At 43.6% G+C, this 21,182-nt stretch carries 17 protein-coding genes; 14 read left to right on the top strand and 3 right to left on the bottom strand.

Annotation, left to right across the window (positions count from 1 at the left end; translation table 11 throughout):
- Nucleotides 1-242 precede the first annotated feature (242 nt).
- The 12 genes from iolB to F6X55_RS02920 all read left to right on the top strand — a co-directional run bounded on the left by iolB (nt 243) and on the right by F6X55_RS02920 (nt 15,080).
- Nucleotides 243-1,043: a 5-deoxy-glucuronate isomerase gene (gene iolB / locus F6X55_RS02975; RefSeq protein ID WP_153461886.1), complete on the top strand. Its 801-nt coding sequence runs from the start codon at nt 243-245 to the stop codon at nt 1,041-1,043.
- Nucleotides 1,044-1,255: 212 nt separating this feature from the next.
- A complete protein-coding gene (locus F6X55_RS02970) occupies nt 1,256-2,329 on the top strand; it encodes a M24 family metallopeptidase (RefSeq protein ID WP_161993048.1) in 1,074 nt (357 codons plus the stop codon).
- Between the two features lie 43 nt (nt 2,330-2,372).
- A complete protein-coding gene (locus tag F6X55_RS02965; protein WP_161993047.1) occupies nt 2,373-3,692 on the top strand; it encodes a multi antimicrobial extrusion protein MatE in 1,320 nt (439 codons plus the stop codon).
- Between the two features lie 80 nt (nt 3,693-3,772).
- Nucleotides 3,773-5,497 (top strand): sensor histidine kinase, encoded by a 1,725-nt coding sequence (locus F6X55_RS02960; RefSeq protein WP_026570619.1) that lies wholly within the window; start codon nt 3,773-3,775, stop codon nt 5,495-5,497.
- A 5-nt stretch (nt 5,498-5,502) separates the two neighbouring features.
- Nucleotides 5,503-7,065: a response regulator transcription factor gene (locus F6X55_RS02955; RefSeq protein WP_026570618.1), complete on the top strand. Its 1,563-nt coding sequence runs from the start codon at nt 5,503-5,505 to the stop codon at nt 7,063-7,065.
- A gap of 499 nt (nt 7,066-7,564) precedes the next feature.
- Nucleotides 7,565-8,878: an ABC transporter substrate-binding protein gene (locus tag F6X55_RS02950; protein ID WP_026570617.1), complete on the top strand. Its 1,314-nt coding sequence runs from the start codon at nt 7,565-7,567 to the stop codon at nt 8,876-8,878.
- A 202-nt stretch (nt 8,879-9,080) separates the two neighbouring features.
- Nucleotides 9,081-9,995: a carbohydrate ABC transporter permease gene (locus F6X55_RS02945; protein WP_035426839.1), complete on the top strand. Its 915-nt coding sequence runs from the start codon at nt 9,081-9,083 to the stop codon at nt 9,993-9,995.
- Nucleotides 9,996-10,013: 18 nt separating this feature from the next.
- Nucleotides 10,014-10,853, top strand: coding sequence for a carbohydrate ABC transporter permease (locus F6X55_RS02940; protein WP_026570615.1), 840 nt, complete (start codon nt 10,014-10,016; stop codon nt 10,851-10,853).
- A 27-nt stretch (nt 10,854-10,880) separates the two neighbouring features.
- Nucleotides 10,881-11,999 carry a glycoside hydrolase family 88/105 protein gene (locus F6X55_RS02935; RefSeq protein WP_371068660.1) on the top strand — a complete coding sequence of 373 codons (1,119 nt, stop codon included), beginning with the start codon at nt 10,881-10,883 and terminating at the stop codon, nt 11,997-11,999.
- Between the two features lie 23 nt (nt 12,000-12,022).
- On the top strand, nt 12,023-13,315 hold the full coding sequence (locus F6X55_RS02930; protein ID WP_026570613.1) for a Gfo/Idh/MocA family protein: 1,293 nt from the start codon (nt 12,023-12,025) through the stop codon (nt 13,313-13,315).
- A gap of 54 nt (nt 13,316-13,369) precedes the next feature.
- On the top strand, nt 13,370-14,005 hold the full coding sequence (locus tag F6X55_RS02925; protein WP_153461880.1) for a YesL family protein: 636 nt from the start codon (nt 13,370-13,372) through the stop codon (nt 14,003-14,005).
- 154 nt (nt 14,006-14,159) lie between these two features.
- Complete coding sequence (locus F6X55_RS02920) at nt 14,160-15,080, top strand: AEC family transporter (RefSeq protein WP_026570612.1); 921 nt, start codon at nt 14,160-14,162, stop codon at nt 15,078-15,080.
- A 285-nt stretch (nt 15,081-15,365) separates the two neighbouring features.
- Here the strand turns inward: F6X55_RS02920 and F6X55_RS02915 are convergent, their stop codons facing one another.
- From F6X55_RS02915 to F6X55_RS02905, 3 genes are read right to left on the bottom strand one after another with little or no spacing between them, the layout of a single operon-like run.
- Entirely contained in the window at nt 15,366-16,205 is an 840-nt protein-coding gene (locus F6X55_RS02915) for a sugar phosphate isomerase/epimerase family protein (RefSeq protein ID WP_153461878.1), read from the bottom strand.
- Nucleotides 16,206-16,217: 12 nt separating this feature from the next.
- The gene (locus F6X55_RS02910; protein ID WP_026570610.1) at nt 16,218-16,916 is read right to left on the bottom strand and encodes a rhamnogalacturonan acetylesterase; all 699 of its coding nucleotides are present in this window, start codon (nt 16,914-16,916) and stop codon (nt 16,218-16,220) included.
- A 27-nt stretch (nt 16,917-16,943) separates the two neighbouring features.
- Entirely contained in the window at nt 16,944-17,921 is a 978-nt protein-coding gene (locus tag F6X55_RS02905; protein ID WP_026570609.1) for a LacI family DNA-binding transcriptional regulator, read from the bottom strand.
- Between the two features lie 186 nt (nt 17,922-18,107).
- Between F6X55_RS02905 and F6X55_RS02900 the strand changes: the two genes are divergently transcribed.
- A complete protein-coding gene (locus tag F6X55_RS02900) occupies nt 18,108-19,604 on the top strand; it encodes a UxaA family hydrolase (RefSeq protein ID WP_153461874.1) in 1,497 nt (498 codons plus the stop codon).
- A 27-nt stretch (nt 19,605-19,631) separates the two neighbouring features.
- Complete coding sequence (locus F6X55_RS02895; RefSeq protein ID WP_153461872.1) at nt 19,632-21,167, top strand: tagaturonate reductase; 1,536 nt, start codon at nt 19,632-19,634, stop codon at nt 21,165-21,167.
- The last annotated feature ends 15 nt before the right edge of the window (nt 21,168-21,182 follow it).

Raw genomic sequence — 21,182 nt, 5'->3', positions numbered from 1 at the left:
GGGTCTCACCGATGCCTTGGCTCCCTTTAGAGTCTTCCGTGTGATTTCATGAGGAGCGAACATGCTGATTCATGTAGCACCCTTGGTGAAACGTTTTCGACAGAGAGCGGATACTTTTTCTTATGGGATGCGTGCGTTAACCTCGGGCATTTTTACAGGAATAAATAAAAACTTGAAAATCATCAGAATATTATATAAAATAAAATAACAACGTTGTTATTATAAAAAGGAGAGGATTCCATATGGAACGTTTTGTGAAAGCTGTAGACCAAAAAGGATATCGAGATATTTTTTCAGAGGAGTATGAGCTCTTGGAATATTTGGCATTTGGTAAATTGACACTGGACAAAGGGGAGACTTTTTCAGCAGACACCTCTTCTTTTGAAACTGCCTTAGTCATACTGACAGGAACGGCTACTGTCGAAACGGAAGGAGAAAACTGGAAGCATCTGGGTGGAAGAAAAAGCGTTTTCTATGGGAAAGCTACGACAGTATATGTCCCCTGTCAGTCTTCTTATCAGATAACAGCAGATACGGATGTTAAAATAGCGGTTTGTAAAGTCAAAGCCGAAAATAAATACCAGCCTTTCGTCGTACGACCGGAAGAAGTCGTCGTACATAAGCGAGGCGAAAAGGAATGGAATCGCACGGTAAATGACATTATTGCAGATAATGCGGACGGAAGAGTGCACCGAATGGTTCTTGGAGAGACAGTCAATGATGCTGGTCAATGGTCCGGTTATCCTCCGCACAAACATGACGGAGAATTTGCGCCGGAAGAACCTAATTTGGAAGAGATTTACCACTATCAAGTAAATCCTGAGCAGGGCTTCGGTGTGCAGCACCATTATACAAAAGACGGAAAAATCGACACAGCATATCCGATAAGACACGGTGACAGCTTTGCAATCGATATTGGCTATCACCCGGTTGGAGCTGCTGGCGGCTATCAAGTCTACTACTTATGGTTCATGGCCGGAGAATCAGGTCGGAAATTGAATCCTTATGAAGATCCTGACCACAAGTGGCTGCACGAGCAATAAGCAAAAAAAGCAAGGGATGAACAGGGAGGGAAAGGGATGCCTCCCTGTTTTGTTTGAGAGACTAAAAAGATGTAATTTCAGCGATGTCAGGCTCCGGCATCTGTCCCTTTCGGCTTTTTATAAATGCATCGTATAACCGGCCATCGTCCCATCTCTATAATAATTTGACCGTTATTAAATAGGCAAGCAGTAATGAGAAAGGAATGAAAAAAATGGCTGGAAACCAAAAAATCGACCGTCTGCGTGATTTATTAGCCTCTACGGCAAAAAGCGGTTTATTGCTTACTTTGCAAAAAAACATTTCATGGCTGGCAAACGGACGTAGTTTTATCAACACAGCATCAGAAAAATCACCGGCAAGTATTCTTGTTACAAAAACAAGAGTGGGGTTATTTGTAAGCAACATTGAAGCAGACCGACTGATTGAAGAAGAATTTGATCTGGAATTCGATTACCTTGAAGTGTTTCCCTGGTATGAACCAAATCAATTTGAATTGCTTGTATCCAAGTATATTGCCAAGCAAGAGATTTTACTTGATCTTCATGTCGAAGAACAGTTATTGCAAATGCGCACCATATTGATGGAAGAGGATAGAGAAGAATTTCAAAAGCAGGGAGTGCTGACTGGTGAAGCGATTGAACAAGTCGCTTTTGAACTCAACCGGGGGGAAAGTGAGTATCAACTTGTCGGACGTCTTGCCAAATGCTGTCTCGAAAGGGAATTGGAACCGATTGTGAATCTGGCAGCGGTAGATGGTCGCACCTTCAAGCGTCGGCACCCACTTCCGACCTCCAATCGATTGGACCGTTATGCCATGTTGGTTGTTTGCACCAGAAAAAAGGGGAAGATAGTATCCGCATCCCGTCTTGTTCACTTTGGTGAACCGTCCGACACTTTGAAAGACCGGCACCGGGGAGTAATTGCGGTAGATTCCCGTTTGATTGCAGCCACTGTACCGGGCGCTGATTTTCAGGACTTATATGAGGTGATGCAGACTGCGTACAGCGATGCTGGTTATCCGGAAGAATGGAAATACCACCATCAGGGTGGTCTGTCTGGATATAATACAAGGGAAAAACTGCTTTTGCCAGAAAATGCGGAAATGAATGTGGAGACGGGACAGGTGTTTGCCTGGAATCCGAGTATTTCCGGAGTCAAATCGGAAGACACCATCCTTGTTGGTGAAAAGGAGGCAACAATTGTTACACATACCGGAGAATATCCGATGTTGGAAGTGAAAGCAGGGACTAAAGTCGTTGAACGTCCGGATATCCTGATTCGTTGACTAACCGGGAATGGAGAGAAACAGGAAAGAAAGGCGGCTTGAAGTGAATAAATCTTCTCAACGATTCGGCTATAAGCAACTGACAGGTTTTTTTATCCCGCTTGGTTTTTCGGTGAGCTTGACATCAATCACCCATGTGATCATAAATGGTACGTTAAGCAGGGGAGATCATGCAACATTTATCATAGCCTGTTATGCAGTGGCCTTCTCGCTCTTCGGAATTGTTGAACGCCCGGTCATCGTGTTCCGGCAGACATGTTCTGCTTTGGTGAATGACAGGCTGGCATTCCGGAAGCTGAGGCTGTTTATGGTCTCGATACTGGCCGTCATCATCGGATTAAGTATGACAATGGCTTTTAGCTCGATTGGCGACTGGGTATATATTCATCTTTTCCATGCAGACCAGAATATGGTACATACCATTTCAGAAGCTTTTACTGTCATTTCCCTGGTAATTATCTTTTCGGCGATCCGCGATATTTATCAAGGAATAATCATCAATCACTTGCAGACAAAGTGGCTTACCATCGGAGTCGTCATCCGTCTGGTGGCTATGTTTGTCATTGCTTATTTGTTTGTCGCGTTCGATTATGTAAAAAGCGTCACCGGTTCGATCATCTTTTTGGCAGGAATGATTATGGAGTGTGGGATCAGTGTCTGGAAAGGGAGACAAATTTTGGGCAAACATTATCCAAAACAGGTCCAGCACCTTACAATAAAAGAGATTTTTCAATTTTACATGCCGTTGGTCTTTTATTTTCTCATCCAAACGATTTTGATTCCTGTCATCTATGTGTTCTTGGCAAAAACGGAAAACATAGAACTGGGCATTGCCTCCTTTGCGCTTGCCTATAGTATTACCCAGATGTTATTGAGTTTCTTTATGTATACGCACCAACTTGTCTTGCAATTATACGAAACGAATAAGCAGAAGGTGATCCGGTTTATGGCAGCAGTCAGTTTACTGCCGACACTGTTTCTTTTGCTGCTTTGTTATACAACCGCTGGTTACTGGTTCATGGAAACGATCATGGGGGCAAATGGTGATCTGGCCGAGTCGACCCTGCTGGTAATGAAATTTTTCATCATTAAAACGCTTGTATTCCCGTGGGTAGACTTCTTGAACGGATTCCTTATGTTGCACCGGCAAACGAGAAAAATGCTCATTGCCCAGCTAGTCAATTTAATCACCGTCGTAATGAGCATATGGCTATTTGTCCGGCTTTATCCTGAATGGAACGGCATCAGTGGGTCTTTGGCCGCATCGGCAGGGGAATTCGCCGGCCTTATTATGGTAAGCATGATCATTTATCGAATGACGAGGAAAACAAAACGGCAAAAACAGGATTGTAAAGCTGGGTAAAAATAAGAGGATTCCCCCTCTCCTGTCCAATGAAAGATGCTATAATAGTAGAAAATGTAAACGCTTGACAGGGGGATGTTATGCGATTTCGTCCTTTTTACAGCAGCATAAAAATAAAAAATAAGATATTTTCGATTTCCTTACTGCTTTTATTGATTTTTTGCATAATCGGAATGATTACTTACCACTATTTTACCAAACTATACGAAGAACGGATCTATCAAGAGTCTGCAGATATGCTGCAATTATCTTCCACTGTCATCGATGAAGAACTAAAAAAGATCGAAAATCTCACCTTCCAAGTCAGCACAGATTCTCTTGTCCAGGAATATATGGAGACAATTAACGAGCGAAAGCTGGGATTTGAAGATTATAAAACGAAGGCAAACTTGTTGGAGCGTTTGCTTATCTTTGCTTCAAGCGAAAGATACATATCTTCCATTCAGGTAATCGACCGGTTTGGGGAAAAGTACACGACTGGTTATGATACAAAAATAGAAAACGACGCGGAAAAAATACGCAAGCTTGTTTATGCATCCCAGGGTTCCAATACCTGGTCCAAAATAGAAGGGGAAAATGGAATATCGGCAGCAAGGCTAATCCGGAGAAAGGAAAATGTCAGTCTAGCCAACATGGGTATCCTTATCGTTTCTATAGACATGAACAAATTTGTCGACCAAACTCTGGATTTTTCTAAAAATAAAAATTTCTTCGTAACCAATGGGGAAGATATTTATTATCAAAACAAGGAAAACGGGCTGGATGTACAAAACTTGCCTGACCACATAAATGACAACGGTTACAGAGTGATGGATTTTTCCGGGGAAGATTTTTTACTCACTTATAAGCATTCTCGTTTTTCCAAGCTCACTTATTTTCATTTACTACCATTCAACGATATTACCAAACAGTCTCAAACCATCAAACGGATTATGATCATTTGTTTTTTGTTCATGCTTACACTGACAATCTTGCTGAGCAGGAAGGCGGCAGAGAATATTTCTAAACCTTTGGAGGAGTTATCTGCAAGGATGAAGCAAGTCCAAGAGGGTGACTTCGAAGAAAAAGCTACCGTTCCGGAAAAATACTATAATGATGAGGTAGGCCAGCTCCACGTCAATTTTCGTTCGATGCTGGACAAAATCAATCAACTCATTAAAGAAAACTACACAAAACAATTGATCATCAAGGAAACAGAATATAAAGCACTCCAGGCACAAATCAACCCTCATTTTCTATACAACACACTAGATTCAATCAACTGGCTCGCCAAGATCAACCAACAAGAAAAGATTTCGGTCATGGCTGAAGCGCTTGGTAACATGATGCGGAACATAATCAGCAAGAAAGCTCCGATGATTACCATTAAGGAAGAATTAGAGATTGTTGATAATTATATAACGATTCAAAAGTACCGTTATGAAAACAGATTGGAATTTACCCTTAGCGCTTGGGAAGAATATGAGGATTGCCAAATTCCAAAATTGACGATCCAACCTATAGTCGAAAATGCCATTCAGCATGGATTGGAAGAAATGATTCAACCATGCCGGGTAATCATTCGCTTTAAACAAGTGGATAACAATTTGCAAATCATGATTGAAGATAACGGTCCGGGAATCGAAGAGAGTAAACTGGATGGTATTTATAAAGGGGAAATCCGCTCGAAAAGCTCGGGAATTGGTCTGAAAAACATTAATGAGCGCATCAAGCTGATGTTTGGCGAAGATTACGGCATAGCGATTGAAAGCCAAATGAATCAGGGGACAAAGGTGAAAATATTAATTCCGAATATGGCGGGGTGAGGGGTTTGTATCGTGTACTGTTGGTCGACGACGAGATAAATATTCTAGAGGGGATTGCCGCATTGGTCGACTGGTCTGGTTGTAATACATCATTACAGGTAAAGGCATCGAATGGCCGGATGGCTTATGATTTGATCAGGAAAAATCCACCGGATATCGTGATTACAGACATCAAAATGCCGGGAATGAACGGAGTGGAATTGATTCAGCAGGTACACCGTCTGTACCCAGAGATCCGTTTTATCGTTTTGTCCGGCTATGACGAATTTGAATTTGCTAAAACAGCAATGGAATGTAACGTCAAGCACTATTTGTTAAAGCCGAGCAATGAAAAGAAAATCGAGGATGCACTTAAGGAAGTAGTGGCTGATCTGGATGAACAAAATCAAAAACGCGATTTTTTGGAGAAAATGAGAAAACATTTGCAAACAGTGTTACCAAAAGCGAAAGAACAATTTCTGAAAGACTTTATCACCAATAAAAGCTACAGTATTCAGGATTGGGAAAACTACAGTCAAATGTTCGGTCTGCAAACAACTTCCAAATTATTCCGTCTGTTGGTGTTGATGGTGGATGGCGCACATGAATACGAACAGCAATTCGCTTTGAAAGAAATGGTCACTGAACGGATGGGTGAATTTCAATCGGTTCCGCTGTCCACAACCATCGGAGAAAGGATTGTCCTTATGCTGGAGGACATGCCGGCGACCGAATTATCCATATATTTGAAAGAAATGAAAAAGGCGTACAAAAATTTCTATCAAAAGACGTTTACCACGGCGATAAGTAACTCAGGGACTATCAGTGAACTGAGGATGTTATACAATGAAGCGATCAATTGCCTGACACAGCGTTTTTATCTTGCCGATGGCAGCATTATTACTGTCCAGGACATAGGGGAAGCAGACAATGCAAGATTTAAAGACTTGCAATACGATCACGAAGATTTGCTGCTGGCGGTCCGTGGTGGCAATACAGAAGCGATGCGGCATTATTTGAATGATTTTTTCGGAGATATCCACAGTCGAAAGCTTGAGGCGGGTTTGGTGAAATCCCATTGCTTGGAATTATATATGTCCATCATTAGACAAGCGGACCAGCAAGCAATGGATCGATACTTTCAACAAATTATCATATTTCAGCAATACAATCGTTTTTCGGAAATAAAGCAATATATATGTGAAATTGCAGAAGAAATCACCGCTTACCATTATGAGCGGACAAGACAAACCCAGACAACCATCATTAGCAGGGTGATCGACTATGTGGAAACCAATCTTGCCGAGCAGGAAATGTCGCTTTCGCAAATTGCTGCTGATGTGCTTTATATGAATCCGGACTATTTGGGAAAACTGTTCAAGAAGGAGAAGGGTGAACGCTTTTCGAATTTTTTGATTAACCAGAGAATGGAAAAAGCCAAAAAACTGATTGAAGAGACAGATCAGGTCAAAGTCTTCGAAGTCGCAGAAGCGGTGGGTTTCGGCAACAACCCCCGTTATTTTGGACAGGTTTTCAAAAAACATACCGGAATGACTCCTACCGAATATAAAACACATTCATTAAATTAGGGCTGGACCAGCAACGGATCAGCCTTGATTTTTTAAATCGCAAATTTGAATGCTTGTCACCTTAACGCAATCACTATAAAAGCGATCCAGGATTTCCCTGACTACTTTGAACCGAGTAAATCCATCGTTACAGAAAATATCCTCGCTTTTCCAAGGCCATGCCTCCCCTACCGGAGTCTTCGGATACTCCCTCTGCTCTTACCAGCTTTCTGTTTTGAATGAGGATACACTTAATTTTTTTGATTCATTTGGTACTACAGCAGAATGCTACACTTGCCGCAACGCAGACATTCACTCAGCGTAAATCGGAGCAAAGAATAGTTTCGCTCATATCTATGTTTCATTTCATCTTTTGCGTTTGCAATTTCATTAAAAAAAATAATCATATCTGTTTTTTGTACATAAATGTCTGAAAATTTTATTTTTTATATTCGATGCTTGCATTATGATGGAATCAAGCTATAGAAAGCGCTTTCAAACATAAAGGGGAGATGTAGAAATGAAGAAACGCTTGTTGTGGAGTTTTTGTTTGGGGTTGGCACTGATTTTGTTCTTATCGGCATGTTCAGGCTCGGATGAAGCGTCTGGAGAGGGTGGAAGCGACGACAATGGAAAAGAAGGCGATCAAGTGACCCTTAGGATGACGTGGTGGGGTTCTCAAAGTCGACATGACCAAACACAGGAAATCATCAAAAAATTTGAAGAGGAAAATCCGGACATCAAGATTGATGCTGAATTTACAGGATTTGACGGCTATTTTGAAAAAATGGCAGCACAAGCAGCAGGTAATAATCTGCCGGATATCATGCAACAGAACTTCGGAGAATACCTCAATCAATATGCAGACAAAGGACTGCTTGCAGACTTGTCCGAATACGTGGAAAGCGGTCAAATCAATGTCGAAGGTGTAAGTGAGACGGTAATGGAATCAGGTAAGAAGGAAGGGAAATTGCTGGGGATACCAACGGGAACAAATGCATTAACAGCTTTTTATAACACCGATATGTTGGAAGAAGCAGGCGTGGAGATACCAGATGAAAACTGGACATGGGACGATTATGTTGCAACAGCAAGAAAAGTACATGAAGAGACAGGTGAATTCGGTGCAAGATTGATGGAACCTAAAAATTTATTTGAATATTACTTGCGCGAAAAAGGGCAGAAGCTTTTCAACGAAGACGGCACTGCCTTGGGTTATGAGGACGATCAGCTGCTTACCGACTACTTCACGATGAACAAACAGTTGGTAGATGAAGGTGTAGCTCCTGGTTACGATACCATCCAGCAAATAAAAGGGGTCGAGGATGAATTGATTGTCCACGGAAAAGCACCTTTCGATTTCAGGTGGTCCAACCAGGCAACCGCATTGACCAGTGCAGCGGGGGATCGTAATTTGGAAATGACGTTGCTGCCAGGAACGAACAATACAGAAGGAATGTATTTGAAACCCGCCATGCTATGGTCTGTCAGTGAAAATTCAGAGCACAAGGAAGAAGCAGTACGTTTTATCGATTTCTTCACCAACAACATTGAGGTTTATAAAATCGGCGGTTCGGACAGAGGTGTTCCGATTAAAGAAGACATCCGTAACCAGATGGCAGATGATTTGAGCGAGACGGATAAAAAGGTCTTCGATTATATTGAATTGGTGACAGAAAACAGTTCACCGATCGATTCCAATTTTCCGCCGGAATCTTCTGAAGTGTTAGCTGCATTGGAGGAAGTGGATGAACTTGTAATGTATGGAGAATTGTCTCCAGAGGAAGGTGCCACTCAATTTAGAGAGAAAGCCACAGCGATTTTGAACAGATAAGATAAGAAGGATGGCCCTGAGCAGGTGATCAGGGCCATTTTCATGATGTAAATCGTTCACTTCCGGTCCTGCCGGATAATAGCACGTTATGTTCTTTTTCTTCGATAAACCACAAAAAGAGGTGAGGGCAATGTTACCGAAAAGAGAAGAGCAAGCCACAACAACCGTACCCAAGGTGTCTCCCAAACCAAAACATAAGCAAATGGAGCCGCTCAAGCCTGCCCGGCGCAAGGTGAAGAAAGACAACCATAACACTACTGGTTATTTATTCATTTCACCGTTTTTGCTGGGATTTTTTACGTTGACTATCTTTCCGATCCTTTACTCCTTGTACTTGTCTTTTACTGATTATGACCTGATGGGCACACCCAGCTGGATCGGGCTTGATAACTATGTACGAATGTTCACAGATGATCCAACCTTTTGGAAATCGATGAAAGTCACCTTTTTTTATGCAGGAATTGCCGTTCCGATTCGTCTTGTTTTTGCGCTCTTGGTAGCGATGGCTTTGAATAAAATCGTTGAGATGGTCGGACTGTACCGGACGCTTCTCTATTTGCCGTCTGTCGTAGGGGGCAGCATCGCCGTATCGATTATGTGGCGACAACTTTTCGGGAATGACGGGGCAGTCAACTCAATTTTAGGGGCATTGGGATTGCCGACCCATTCCTGGCTTGGAGATCCTGACACGGCAATTTGGACCTTGATCGTACTGTATGGCTGGCAGTTTGGTTCGTCGATGTTGATTTTTCTTGCTGGTCTTCGCAACATACCGAAAACGTATTATGAAGCTTCCAGTGTCGATGGCGCCGGTCCGGTCAAACAATTCTTCATTATCACCATTCCGCTGCTGACACCGGTCATTTTGTTCAATACAATCATGCAGGTAATCCAGGGATTCATGGCCTTTACACCGAGTTTTGTCGTGACCAATGGCGGTCCGGTCAACAGTACGTTGCTATATGTCCTGTACATGTACCAGCGTGCGTTTGAATACTTTGACATGGGATATGCCTCGGCTATGGCTTGGGTGATGCTTGTCATTATTGCCATTTTCACTGCATTGATTTTCAAAAGTTCACCGCACTGGGTGCATTATGAATCGGACAATAAATAAGGAGATGAGAAGTTGGGCATGAAAAATAAAAAATGGAAAAAGATAGCACAGCATACCATCATGATTATTTTCACGCTGATCATGATTTACCCGCTTGTATGGATGGTCAGCAGTTCCCTTAAGGAGAGTTCCAGTGTGTTTGTCGACGCCCATTCCCTGATACCCGACGGCTGGCATTTTGAAAATTACATCACCGGCTGGAAAGGTTTTGGCGGAATCTCCTTCAGTACGTTTTTTGTCAATTCGGCAATCATTTCGGTGGTGGCTACTATCGGGAGTATTTTATCCTCGACGTTGATTGCCTATGGCTTTGCAAGGGTGAAATTCGCAGGGAAAAATATTTGGTTTGTTTGTATGATGCTGACGATGATGCTGCCATTTGAAATGGTGATGATTCCTCAATACATCATGTTCAACAAATTTAATTGGATAGATACTTACTTGCCGTTGATTTTGCCGACATTCTTCGGAATCCCGTTTTTTATCTTTTTGATCATGCAGTTTATCCGCACCATACCGACAGAACTTGATGAAGCAGCGAAAATAGATGGATGCAATACGTTTCAAATTTTCTATCGCATTATTGTCCCGTTGATTGTTCCTGCTATGATGACTTCGGCGATTTTCTCCTTTTATTGGAGATGGGATGATTTCATGGGGCCGTTGATCTATTTATCTACTCCTGAAAAGTATCCGGTATCCCTGGCGCTGAAACTGTTCTCAGACCCCAATTCTGTAACGAACTGGGGGGCGATGTTCGCCATGTCGACGCTTAGTATCGTGCCTATTTTCGTTATTTTCTTCCTCTTCCAACGTTACATTGTCGATGGTATCAGTACAAGTGGATTAAAATCTTAAGCTAAACAAAAGGAGAGATTTGTGGTGGTGACAACCAATCAAACAAAAAGCATTGATCAATTAAAAACCCCATTGGCCTGGGCAAAGGCCGCCTGTGATTCCCTTATGGCTGCCTATAAACCCTCCGAATTGCCGCCTGACGGCCGTTGGCATTACCATCAAGGCGTGTTTTTGGAAAGTATGCGCCAGCTAAAAGGACGAACTGGCGGTGAAGACTACCAACAATATATAAAAGCCTATGTTGATTATAACATCGATGAAAATGGAAACTTTTTGTGGAATCGCAAAGAATTGGATGCCATCCAGGCTGGTTTGTTGTTGTTCGAACTGGATGAACAAACCGATGATCCACGTTATCGGATAGCTGCCGCCAAATTGCGAAACATGTTTCCGACCTTGAACAGGACTTCGGACGGCGGTTTTTGGCATAAAGATGGCTATCCTTATCAAATGTGGCTGGATGGCCTGTACATGGGTGGCGTTTTTGCCATGAATTACAGCAAAAAATATAATGAGCCGGAACTGATGGAAATGGTTTTGGAACAAGAGCGGTTAATGAGGAAACATACGAGGGATCAACATACCGGTTTGTATCATCATGCTTGGGATGAGAGCAGACAGCAGCCATGGGCAGATAAAGAGACCGGGAAATCCCCTGAATTTTGGGGAAGAGCCATCGGCTGGTACGGCATCACTTTTAATGAAATGCTTGATTTTCTACCACAGAGTCACGCCTCTAGAATCGAATTGTCTTCTGCTTTGCGCGATTTGGCGGTAAGCCTGATTGGTTATCAGGATGAAGAAACGGGGCTGTGGTACCAAGTGGTCGATAAACCGGGCCATCCAGGCAACTGGATGGAAACGTCATGTTCTGCTTTGTTTGTGTACACGATTGCCCGAGCTATTCGGGGAGGCCATCTTGATGAAAGTTATTTGCCATCTGCGGTTAAGGGATACCGAGGTTTGATCGGGCGTATGAAATTTGACGAAAATGGACGGTTCATCATGCCGGAAATATGTATAGGAACAGGTGTGGGAGACTATCAGCACTATATCGATCGGCCGAAAACAGAAAATGATTTACATGGTGTCGGTGCCTTTGTTCTTGCCAGTATTGAAATGCAAGAACTGTTACCGACTTTGTAATCAGCGGAAGTGGAGGAAAAAACATGAGGAAATTTGCCGTATGCGGGATCAGTAAACGTGCCATGGGCATGTTTATTAAACCGATGTTGGAAAGTTTCGCAGCTACGAGTAAGCTGGCAGCTTTGCTTGATATGGATGCAAAGCGATTTGCTGTCTGTAAAGGGGAATTCCCTGAAATAGAACATGTTCCAGAGTACAGGGACTCGGAATTCGATAAGATGATAGACGAAACGAAACCGGATGTCATCATTGTGGCTAGCAGGGATGATACCCATGTGGACTATATTTTGAAAGCATTGGAAAAGGACATAGACGTGATTACAGAAAAGCCGATGACGACCACCGCGCTGGATAGCAAACGAGTTATGGACGCGGAAGCTCGAAGCGATGCAAAGGTTACGGTAACGTTCAATTATCGTTATAGTCCTTACCATATGCGTATCAAAGAATTGATCATGGCTGGCAAGGTAGGACGTGTTACTTCTGTAGATTTGAATTGGTATATTGATACGTATCATGGTTCGAGTTATTTTCAACGTTGGAACAGGATGAGAGAATTTTCCGGTGGTCTTTCCATCCACAAAAGCTCCCACCATTTTGATTTAGTGAACTGGTGGCTAGGTCAAAAGCCAGTGGAGGCTTTTGCTTTTGGAGCGCTGAATTATTACGGTCCGGAAGGGGAGCACAATCCATTGATGGAAGATGGCAGGTATTGCAAGACCTGCAACGTCAAGCATGATTGTGGCTATTATATGCGTTGGAATTCACGAAGCAACAGTGTAATTGTTCAAGATGATCATATTGATTCAGATGAAGCGAGAAAAGATACTTATACCAGTTACCGGCCGGACCAGTGTGTGTTTGATTCTGAAATCAATATTGAGGATACCTACACTGCGACGGTGAAGTATGATAAAGGAGCGCTATTAAGTTATTCAATCAACTTTTCTTTGCCATATGAAGGGTATCGACTGGCCATCAATGGAACAGAAGGGCGGATAGAAACCACTGAATTTCATGCCCCTTCGAGGGTGCCTTTTCCAGTACCGGAACAAACGATAGAATATTTCCCATTATTCGGGTCAAAGGAAACGATTCATGTAGTGAAAAGGGAAGGAGGGCATGGTGGAGGCGATCCAATCATCCAAGAGGATATATTTATGGGAGAAGATCCAAAAAGGCCTTATACCATTTTATCCGGCAGCCAAGATGGTGCGTATGCTGTAACACTCGGGGAAGCAGTTTGGAAATCGGCAAAGGAAAACAGGCCGATTCGTATAGAAGAGCTGTTGAACCAACAAACGATAAACAGTTAGCAGGGCAGCAGACCGGCGAAAATAGGAACAGGGAAGAAACAGGGAGGGTTCACTATGCAGGTAGGAAGGTTATTGAACGGCGTTATGGCATTTTGTAAGTGGGTAACCCATTTTGCCATGCTCCATTTACTATGGATAGGTTGCACTGTCCTCGGCGGAGTCGTTTTCGGACTGGCGCCAAGCACAGCGGCGATGTATGCCGTCGCCCGCAAACATATGCTCACGGAGGATGCGCCGCTTTTCCAGGCGTTCTGGAGCGTTTACCGACAGGAATTTTTACGGGCAAACGGGCTGGCATGGCTATTGGCAGGAATAGGAGCTGTTTGGTATTTTGACCTTCATTTTTTCCGGCAGTTTGAGGGTTGGTTTTACTCGCTGATGAATTACATGATGATCATGACAGGTCTAATATATATGATTATGTTGTTGTATATTCTTCCTGTATTTGTGCACTATGATATGAAAATCCGGGGGTATATCAAACAAGCGCTGATAATTGGGTTTCTTCACCCTGCCAACCTTGTGTTAATGCTTGTCGTCGGTTTATCGTCCTACTACTTTTTCATTTATTTCCCTGGTTTGATTCCCCTGTTCGGTTTAACCGTGTTTGCTCATTTAAATATGTGGCTGTCACTGAAATGTTTTGACCAAATCGAGGAAACAAAACTGTCTGAGACGATAGCTTCATAGGGAGAATTTTGTATGATGGTCTGACGGAGGACGACTCCTTCAGACCATGTTTTTTGCTTAGTGGTCAAGAATCGAGAATGTTTTATCGATAGAGATAGCTGGTTTTCAACAGGGAAACCCAGATCAAAAAGAAGCAATAATAGGTGGTTCGCTTATGGAAGTTATTTTTATATTTTTAAATATCGTCCTTCCTGTTTTCATTCTTATTGGCATAGGAGCATGGCTGCACAAGCTGTTTACCTTAGACCTTTATACACTTGCCAAGCTTAATATATATTTTTTGAGCCCGGGATTCGTCCTGATCAATCTATACGAATCCGAATTTTCTCTTCATATCCTCTGGGAAGTGTTTTGCTTTTTCGTTTTATTTATCGCGGGGTTGTATCTTATTGTCAAAATGATTGCCAAAATAGGAAGATATAGAAAAAGCGTAGAAGGAGTGTTTACAAACAGTGTCCTGCTTTACAATTCCGGGAATTACGGCATTCCCGTCAACGATTTGGCCTTTCAACATAATCCGCTTGCTGCCACGATTCAAGTGATTGTCATGACCTTTCAAAATGTATTGTCCTATTCCTTCGGTATCTTTTCGTTGAAGGCGGTCAGCGAAGGGCGGTTGAGGGCTTTGCTCGGTTTGTTGCGCATGCCGGCCATCTATGCAATGTCAGTGGGTATTTTGTTGAATGTCCTGGAAGTGGACCTGCCTGTTTTCTTGTTTAAACCGGGAGAGTATATAGGTGACGCCATGATTGGAATGGCTTTGTTGACCTTGGGAGCACAAGTGGCACAACTGACATTCCACCCCAAGCTAATGATTGTTTATGTCAGCTTGGCAGTAAGGCTGGCTCTGGGTCCCGGGTTAGCGGTTCTTTTGATATGGTGTCTTGGTTACGAGGGACTGCTTGCCAAGGCGCTCCTCGTCTCATCAGCAATGCCAAGCTCGGTGAATAGCGCAATAATCGCCCAAGAATACAAGAACGAACCGGAGCTTGCGGCACAGACTGTTCTTGCTTCGACGACACTCAGTATGTTTACGGTGACGCTCACAATCTATCTTTCCAACTTGCTTTATTGAAAGGGAAACCTTTAAAGGTGTATGTTCGGCCATTCCATGATCCAGGTGAAAGCTGTCATCACAGGATCAAGGTAACAGGGGGATTTGGTATAAACCTTGCCGGGGTGGAAGGCCCCGGAGAGATTTCGCAGAGCGCTGGCACAAGGAAGCTTACCAGTCGCCTGCGAAAACACAAGGTAATTCCGCAGCGGTGGATTTGCACTATCCTGATCACGTGACAAAGGTCTGTCCAGTTTTACAGCATCAGTGTAAAACGTAAAAAGTACAAAATCTGCGAAAAACCTATTAAAAAGAGATAGCCTCTCGTGCTAGTTTTAGCTTTCTATCAAGAAAAGCTTTTGAGACTTGTCGTTGTTCTGGGGTATTGGCGGCTTCCATAATAATATCCACTTCAGGCTTATAACGTTGAAGTAACTGAAAATACAAGTCATAGTTGAGTTGCCCCTTTCCCGGAGGAACTGTGACAATCTGCCCTTGTTCGATGATTCTGTCTTTTGCATGACAGGCGATAATCCGGCTTCCCACTCGACTGAAGGCATGTTCGATAACTTCATCCTGTCTGAAGAAATTATCGGACGTGAGCAAGTTTCCGGGATCTAAAACGACGCCTAAGTTGCTCGCGGGTAATTGTGCCATCATTCTCTCGAGTGTATCGATATCACCGATCAAGTGATCATTCGCTGGTTCGATTCCGATGAAAACGCCATGTTTCTCTGCTTCAGCTAAAAGAATTTCCAGGCTCTCTTGTAACACCCTCCAATCATCGGAAGTGAAGCCGACCGGCATTTTTCCTACTTCTGCTGCCACAACGCAGCAGTCGAAGAGAGGCGCAAATCGAATCAGTTCTTTGAACCTTTCCAGATTTTCGTGGCGTTTTTCCAGATCCCTCTCATAAAGATGTAAGTAGCAGGCAAGTACCGAGATAGAAATCCGGTGTCCAGCGAATGCAGCTTTGATATTTCTTGCCAGGCCTGGACTTAAATATCCCGGGCGTTGGAAATCTGGAGAATCGATCGCTTTCCACAAAGCAAGCTGGACATGGGAAAACCCTTCTTTTCCTGCTGTTTCAGCCAAATCATCATATGGTTGTTTTCCCAGTAGATGTGCTAATACTCCTACACTCATCACGTCACCCCACTAATTTAATATATTAAAAGATGGTGAAAGGTAATCAAGCAATGGAATCTCCATTTTCTTCATGTTTTTGCAGACCAGATTGGCGATTGTTATTGCTCCTTGTTCGTTAAAGTGCGTGTTGTCTTGTAATCCGTCTGGATAATTCTTAGACTCGCCTTGTTCTATCCACATGAACAATTTTTTTGAATCTTTATGACCGAGTGCTTCCAACAGTGCCGTAGTTTCTTTCGTTAAATCGATTAACGGGACTGATTCCCGTTCTGCCAAGGCACGCATAGCATCTGGATAATTTCCATGGGTGTCTTTCAAACTTCCGATTTCTGAAAAAATCCTACGCTGCACTGGGGTCAGTAAAACAGGGCAGGCTTGCTTTTGCCTGGCGACCGCAATATACTGTTTCAAACAGTCTTGATAAGTAGTGAATGGATCTGTACGTCTTTCGGGGTCGGGCTTGTTATCATTGTGACCGAACTGGATGAACAGGTAATCGCCAGGATGCAGATCATTAGTTATTTCATTTAGTTTGCCTTCTGTGATAAAACTTTTGGAACTCCTGCCTCCGGCTGCCCGATTGATGACTTCAGCTTCCGATTTAAAGAAACGCGGAAGAGCCTGCCCCCAGCCTGCTTGTGGGGCTCGATCCTTTCCATAGTTACTTACAGTCGAATCTCCAGCCAGAAAAATTCGTACCCTATTCATGTTTATCCCTCCTCATCCAGTCGCCGATCAAGGAAACTGCCGGCAAGAACCGGATATTTTCAACTCGGGTTCCAAATAAATGGCTGATTCTAAAGGCTTTTCCTCAATGGCTGCCATCAATGCTTCTGCGAGCTTTTCGGCAACAGTATCCAGCGGTACACCGACGGTCGACAAAGATACTTCCATTCCTTCGTTTTGAGGAAGATTATCGTAACTGATAATGGAAATGTCCTCTGGAATTCGCAAGTCCTGCTCATGAAAAGCGCGCAGGATACCTTTTGTCAAATCGTGGCTTCCGCTGACAATCGCAGTAGGCAATTCATGCTGTTGCACCATGTTTTTTACTGCGGCATACCCGTCATATTGTTCCAGTCCAGATACTTGAATCAACCGTCCGGTTACCGGTAGCGAAGCGGAAGAAACAGCCGATTGGAATCCACTTACTTTGTCGGCTTGCAGTCGGTCTTTATCTTGCATATCACCTACATAACCGATGTGTCGATGTCCCATCTTAATCAAGTGCTCGACTGCTGCTTTGATGGCCTTATGGCGGTTGGCATCAATGACCGGATATGGCGTATTGCCGCTGGCAATGCCATAAGTAACCATTGGCACCAACGTATCCAGGTCCGTTTGACTGGTTCCTTCTTCGAAAGTGAGAATCGCGTCGACCTGATACCTGTTAAAGGTCTTCACAGCGTCCTCTAATTCATTGATGGAAATCAAGGTCGTATAGGATAACTGCTCCAATTGTTTGTTCAACCTCGTGACCAATGCAGCATGGGCGGCCCGCTCAATTGTCGGCCAGACAACGCCGATGGTATGTGACCTTTTCGATACAAGGCTGCGGGCTGCGGCATTGGGTTGATATCCTAGCTGCTCTGCCAACTCGATAATGCGTTTTTTGGTAGGTTCTTTCACCAGGGGACTGTCCCTCAATGCCTTAGAGACGGTGGAGTAACTGACCCCTGCAGATTTTGCTATATCTTTAATCGTGACGCCCATGAATGTTCCTCCATTATGATTAAAATGTATACCAAGTATATAACGGCAGGGTGCAGGAGACAACGAAGCCAAGATACGGAAGAAGGCAGCCAGCCACCAGGCTCCCATTGACAGAATATTCGTTGCACTCTATAATAATAACAACGTTGTTATTATTTTTCAAATTAATCATACAGGAGGTTAAACATGCGTGAGTCCACTATCGTGATACATGAGCGTGACAATGTAACAATAGCCCTTCGGGACTTGACTCCGGGAGAATCCATTATAATCGAAGGGGAAGAAATCATTGTCCAGCAGGCAGTCCGGGCTGGACATAAACTCGCAAGAAAACCTATACCTCGAAATGAAAACGTTGTCAAATATGGTTATCCGATTGGCAAGGCATCCAGCCCGATTGAAATCGGAGAGTGGGTGCATACCCATAATGTCGAGACCAATTTGTCGGGGACATTGGACTATGAATACCAGCCGACAACAGATAAAGTAACGAGTCAGGGACAATCGGAACGAACTTTTCAAGGTTATGTCAGAAAAAATGGAGAAGTCGGCATCCGAAACGAGATCTGGATCATCAACACAGTCGGCTGTATTAACAAAACAGCAGAAGTCGTGGCGAAAATGGCCAATGAACAGCACAAAGATGAACAAATTGACGGGGTTTTTCACTTTTCGCATCTATTTGGCTGTTCCCAGCTTGGAGATGATCTGCATAATACACAGAAATTATTGAGCAGCCTAGTGCATCATCCGAATGCCGCAGGTGTACTGGTAATGGGCCTCGGCTGTGAAAACAACTATATAGCTGAGTTTAAAAAAGTGATAGGGGATTTCGACGAAGACAGAGTCAAATTCATCAGTGTGCAAGAGACCACTGATGAAATCGAGCATTCCTTGGATTTGATTGATGAACTGGCTGATTATGCCCGTTCCTTCAAAAGAGAAACTTTACCAGTTTCCAAATTGAAGGTCGGACTGAAATGCGGCGGATCGGACGGCTTTTCGGGTATTACCGGGAATCCGCTGCTCGGCGCCTTCTCAGATAAGCTGATTCAGCAGGGTGGTGCTACCGTCCTGACCGAAGTTCCAGAGATGTTCGGGGCGGAAACAATATTGATGAGCAGAGCGAAAGACGATGAAACTTTCCATAAAATCGTCGATCTAGTCAATGATTTCAAGGAATATTTTTTGCGCCATGACCAGAATGTTTATGAAAATCCTTCACCTGGAAACAAGCAAGGCGGGATTACCACGCTGGAAGAGAAATCGTTGGGGAATGTGCAGAAAGGCGGATTCGGGGAGGTTGTCGATGTATTGCCATATGGAGAAAGGATGGCATCTGAAGGGTTGAATTTGCTTCAGGGGCCTGGAAACGATTTGGTTTCCACAACAGCACTAGCGGCTGCCGGAGCACATCTTGTCCTCTTCACGACTGGCCGGGGAACCCCTTTTGGCGGTCCGGTCCCTACAGTGAAAATTTCCACTAATTCAGCCCTCGCCGAGAAGAAAAAGAACTGGATCGATTTTAACGCAGGTGCATTGGTAGAAGGAAAAAGCAAAGAAGAACTGACGGACGAATTTTTTGATTATATAGTCGAGCTCGCTTCAGGCAGCAAACAGACGAACAACGAAAAATTTGGTTTTAAGGAAATTTCGATATTTAAAGACGGTGTTATTTTATAGACGGACATTCAAAAGAGGAGGGAAAGCATGGGGGTCAAATTAAATTGTAGAGCCCTGGAGGAATCGTTTACTGAACAGACATACCGAAAATCTGACAAAAAACACCCGGAAAAAGTGCTGCAAATCGGGGAGGGGAATTTTCTCCGCGGATTTGTGGATTGGATGATCCACCAGATGAACAAACAAGGAATTTTCAATGGTTCCGTAGTGGCCGTTCAGCCAACCCCGCATGGGCGTGTACTTCCGAAACTTAAAGAACAGGATTGGCTTTATACCACAATACTTCGCGGTATTTCCGATGGAAGGAAAGTGGACGAAGCAGAAGTGGTTCCTGTTATTTCCAGAGGAATCAATCCTTATGAAGAATGGGGGCAAGTACTGGAAACGGCTGCATCTGAAGAGTTGGAATTAATCATTTCCAATACTACCGAGGCGGGAATCACCTATGTGCAAGAACCTTATCGGCATGATTCCTCGCCGATGTCCTTTCCCGGAAAGCTAACCGCTCTTCTTTACCATCGCTATCGATACTTTTCAGGTGACATAAATGCAGGTGTGCATATCCTTCCTTGTGAGCTGATCGAGGAAAATGGCGGAAAGCTTAAATGTATTGTTAAACAGATTGCAAGGGATTGGAATCTGTCTGAAGGTTTTTTACGGTGGCTGGAAACTGCCAATCGATTTTACGATACGCTGGTCGACCGGATTGTTACAGGATATCCAAAATCGAATGCGGCAGATTTTTCAAGTAAGCTCGGCTATGAAGATACCTTTCTTACAGTGGGAGAGCCATACCATTTATTTTGTATTGACGGATCTGAAGAGATAAAGCAAGTGTTTCCCCTGGATCAAGCCGGTTTGAATGTTAAATGGGGAGATATAGAACGATACAGGGAATTGAAGGTCCGTTTACTGAATGGGCCTCACACAATGATTGCTTCTGCTGGTTATCTGGCGGGTGCAGATACGGTGCTGGATGTCATGGAGGATGAAACGCTTCGCATGTTTGTCGAATGTGGATTTGATGAAATCGGTGAGACACTTCCTTTCGCCAAACAGGAAAAACTTGATTATGCCGAGGAGGTAAAACACCGGTTTTTGAATCCGTATAATCGACATTATCTTCAAGATATCAGTATGAATGCCGTGGCCAAATTCAAATCCAGACTACTTCCCACTCTAATCAAATACACTGAGAAAACAGGACGTATTCCCGAATCCGTGGTTCTAGCCCTGGCGGCCATTCTCGTCTTTTATCGTCCGGTACATATCAACGATACCGGGATTGTCGGCGTAAGGAATGGGCAAAACTATCAAACTCGCGAAGGTGAGGTTGTCAGCAAGGCACTGGCGAAAAGTTGGGAAGAATACCGACTGGAAAAGGTCGGTGTCGAGGAATTTGTTTTTTCCGTTTTGGGGAACCGTGCCATTTGGGACGAAGACTTAAACGAAATAGAGCAGCTGACACAGACGGTCGGCAAATATGTCCAGCAAATCCTTTCTGTGGGGATGAAGAGTACAATATCGCAAATGCTTCAAAAAAGTTACTCTTCGTTATCGTGAATGAGGGCGAAGGTG

Origin of the sequence: Sediminibacillus terrae (genome assembly GCF_009602435.1) — a bacterium.
Lineage (GTDB): Bacteria > Bacillota > Bacilli > Bacillales > Amphibacillaceae > Sediminibacillus > Sediminibacillus terrae.
This window is presented reverse-complemented; position numbering and strand designations above follow the sequence as displayed.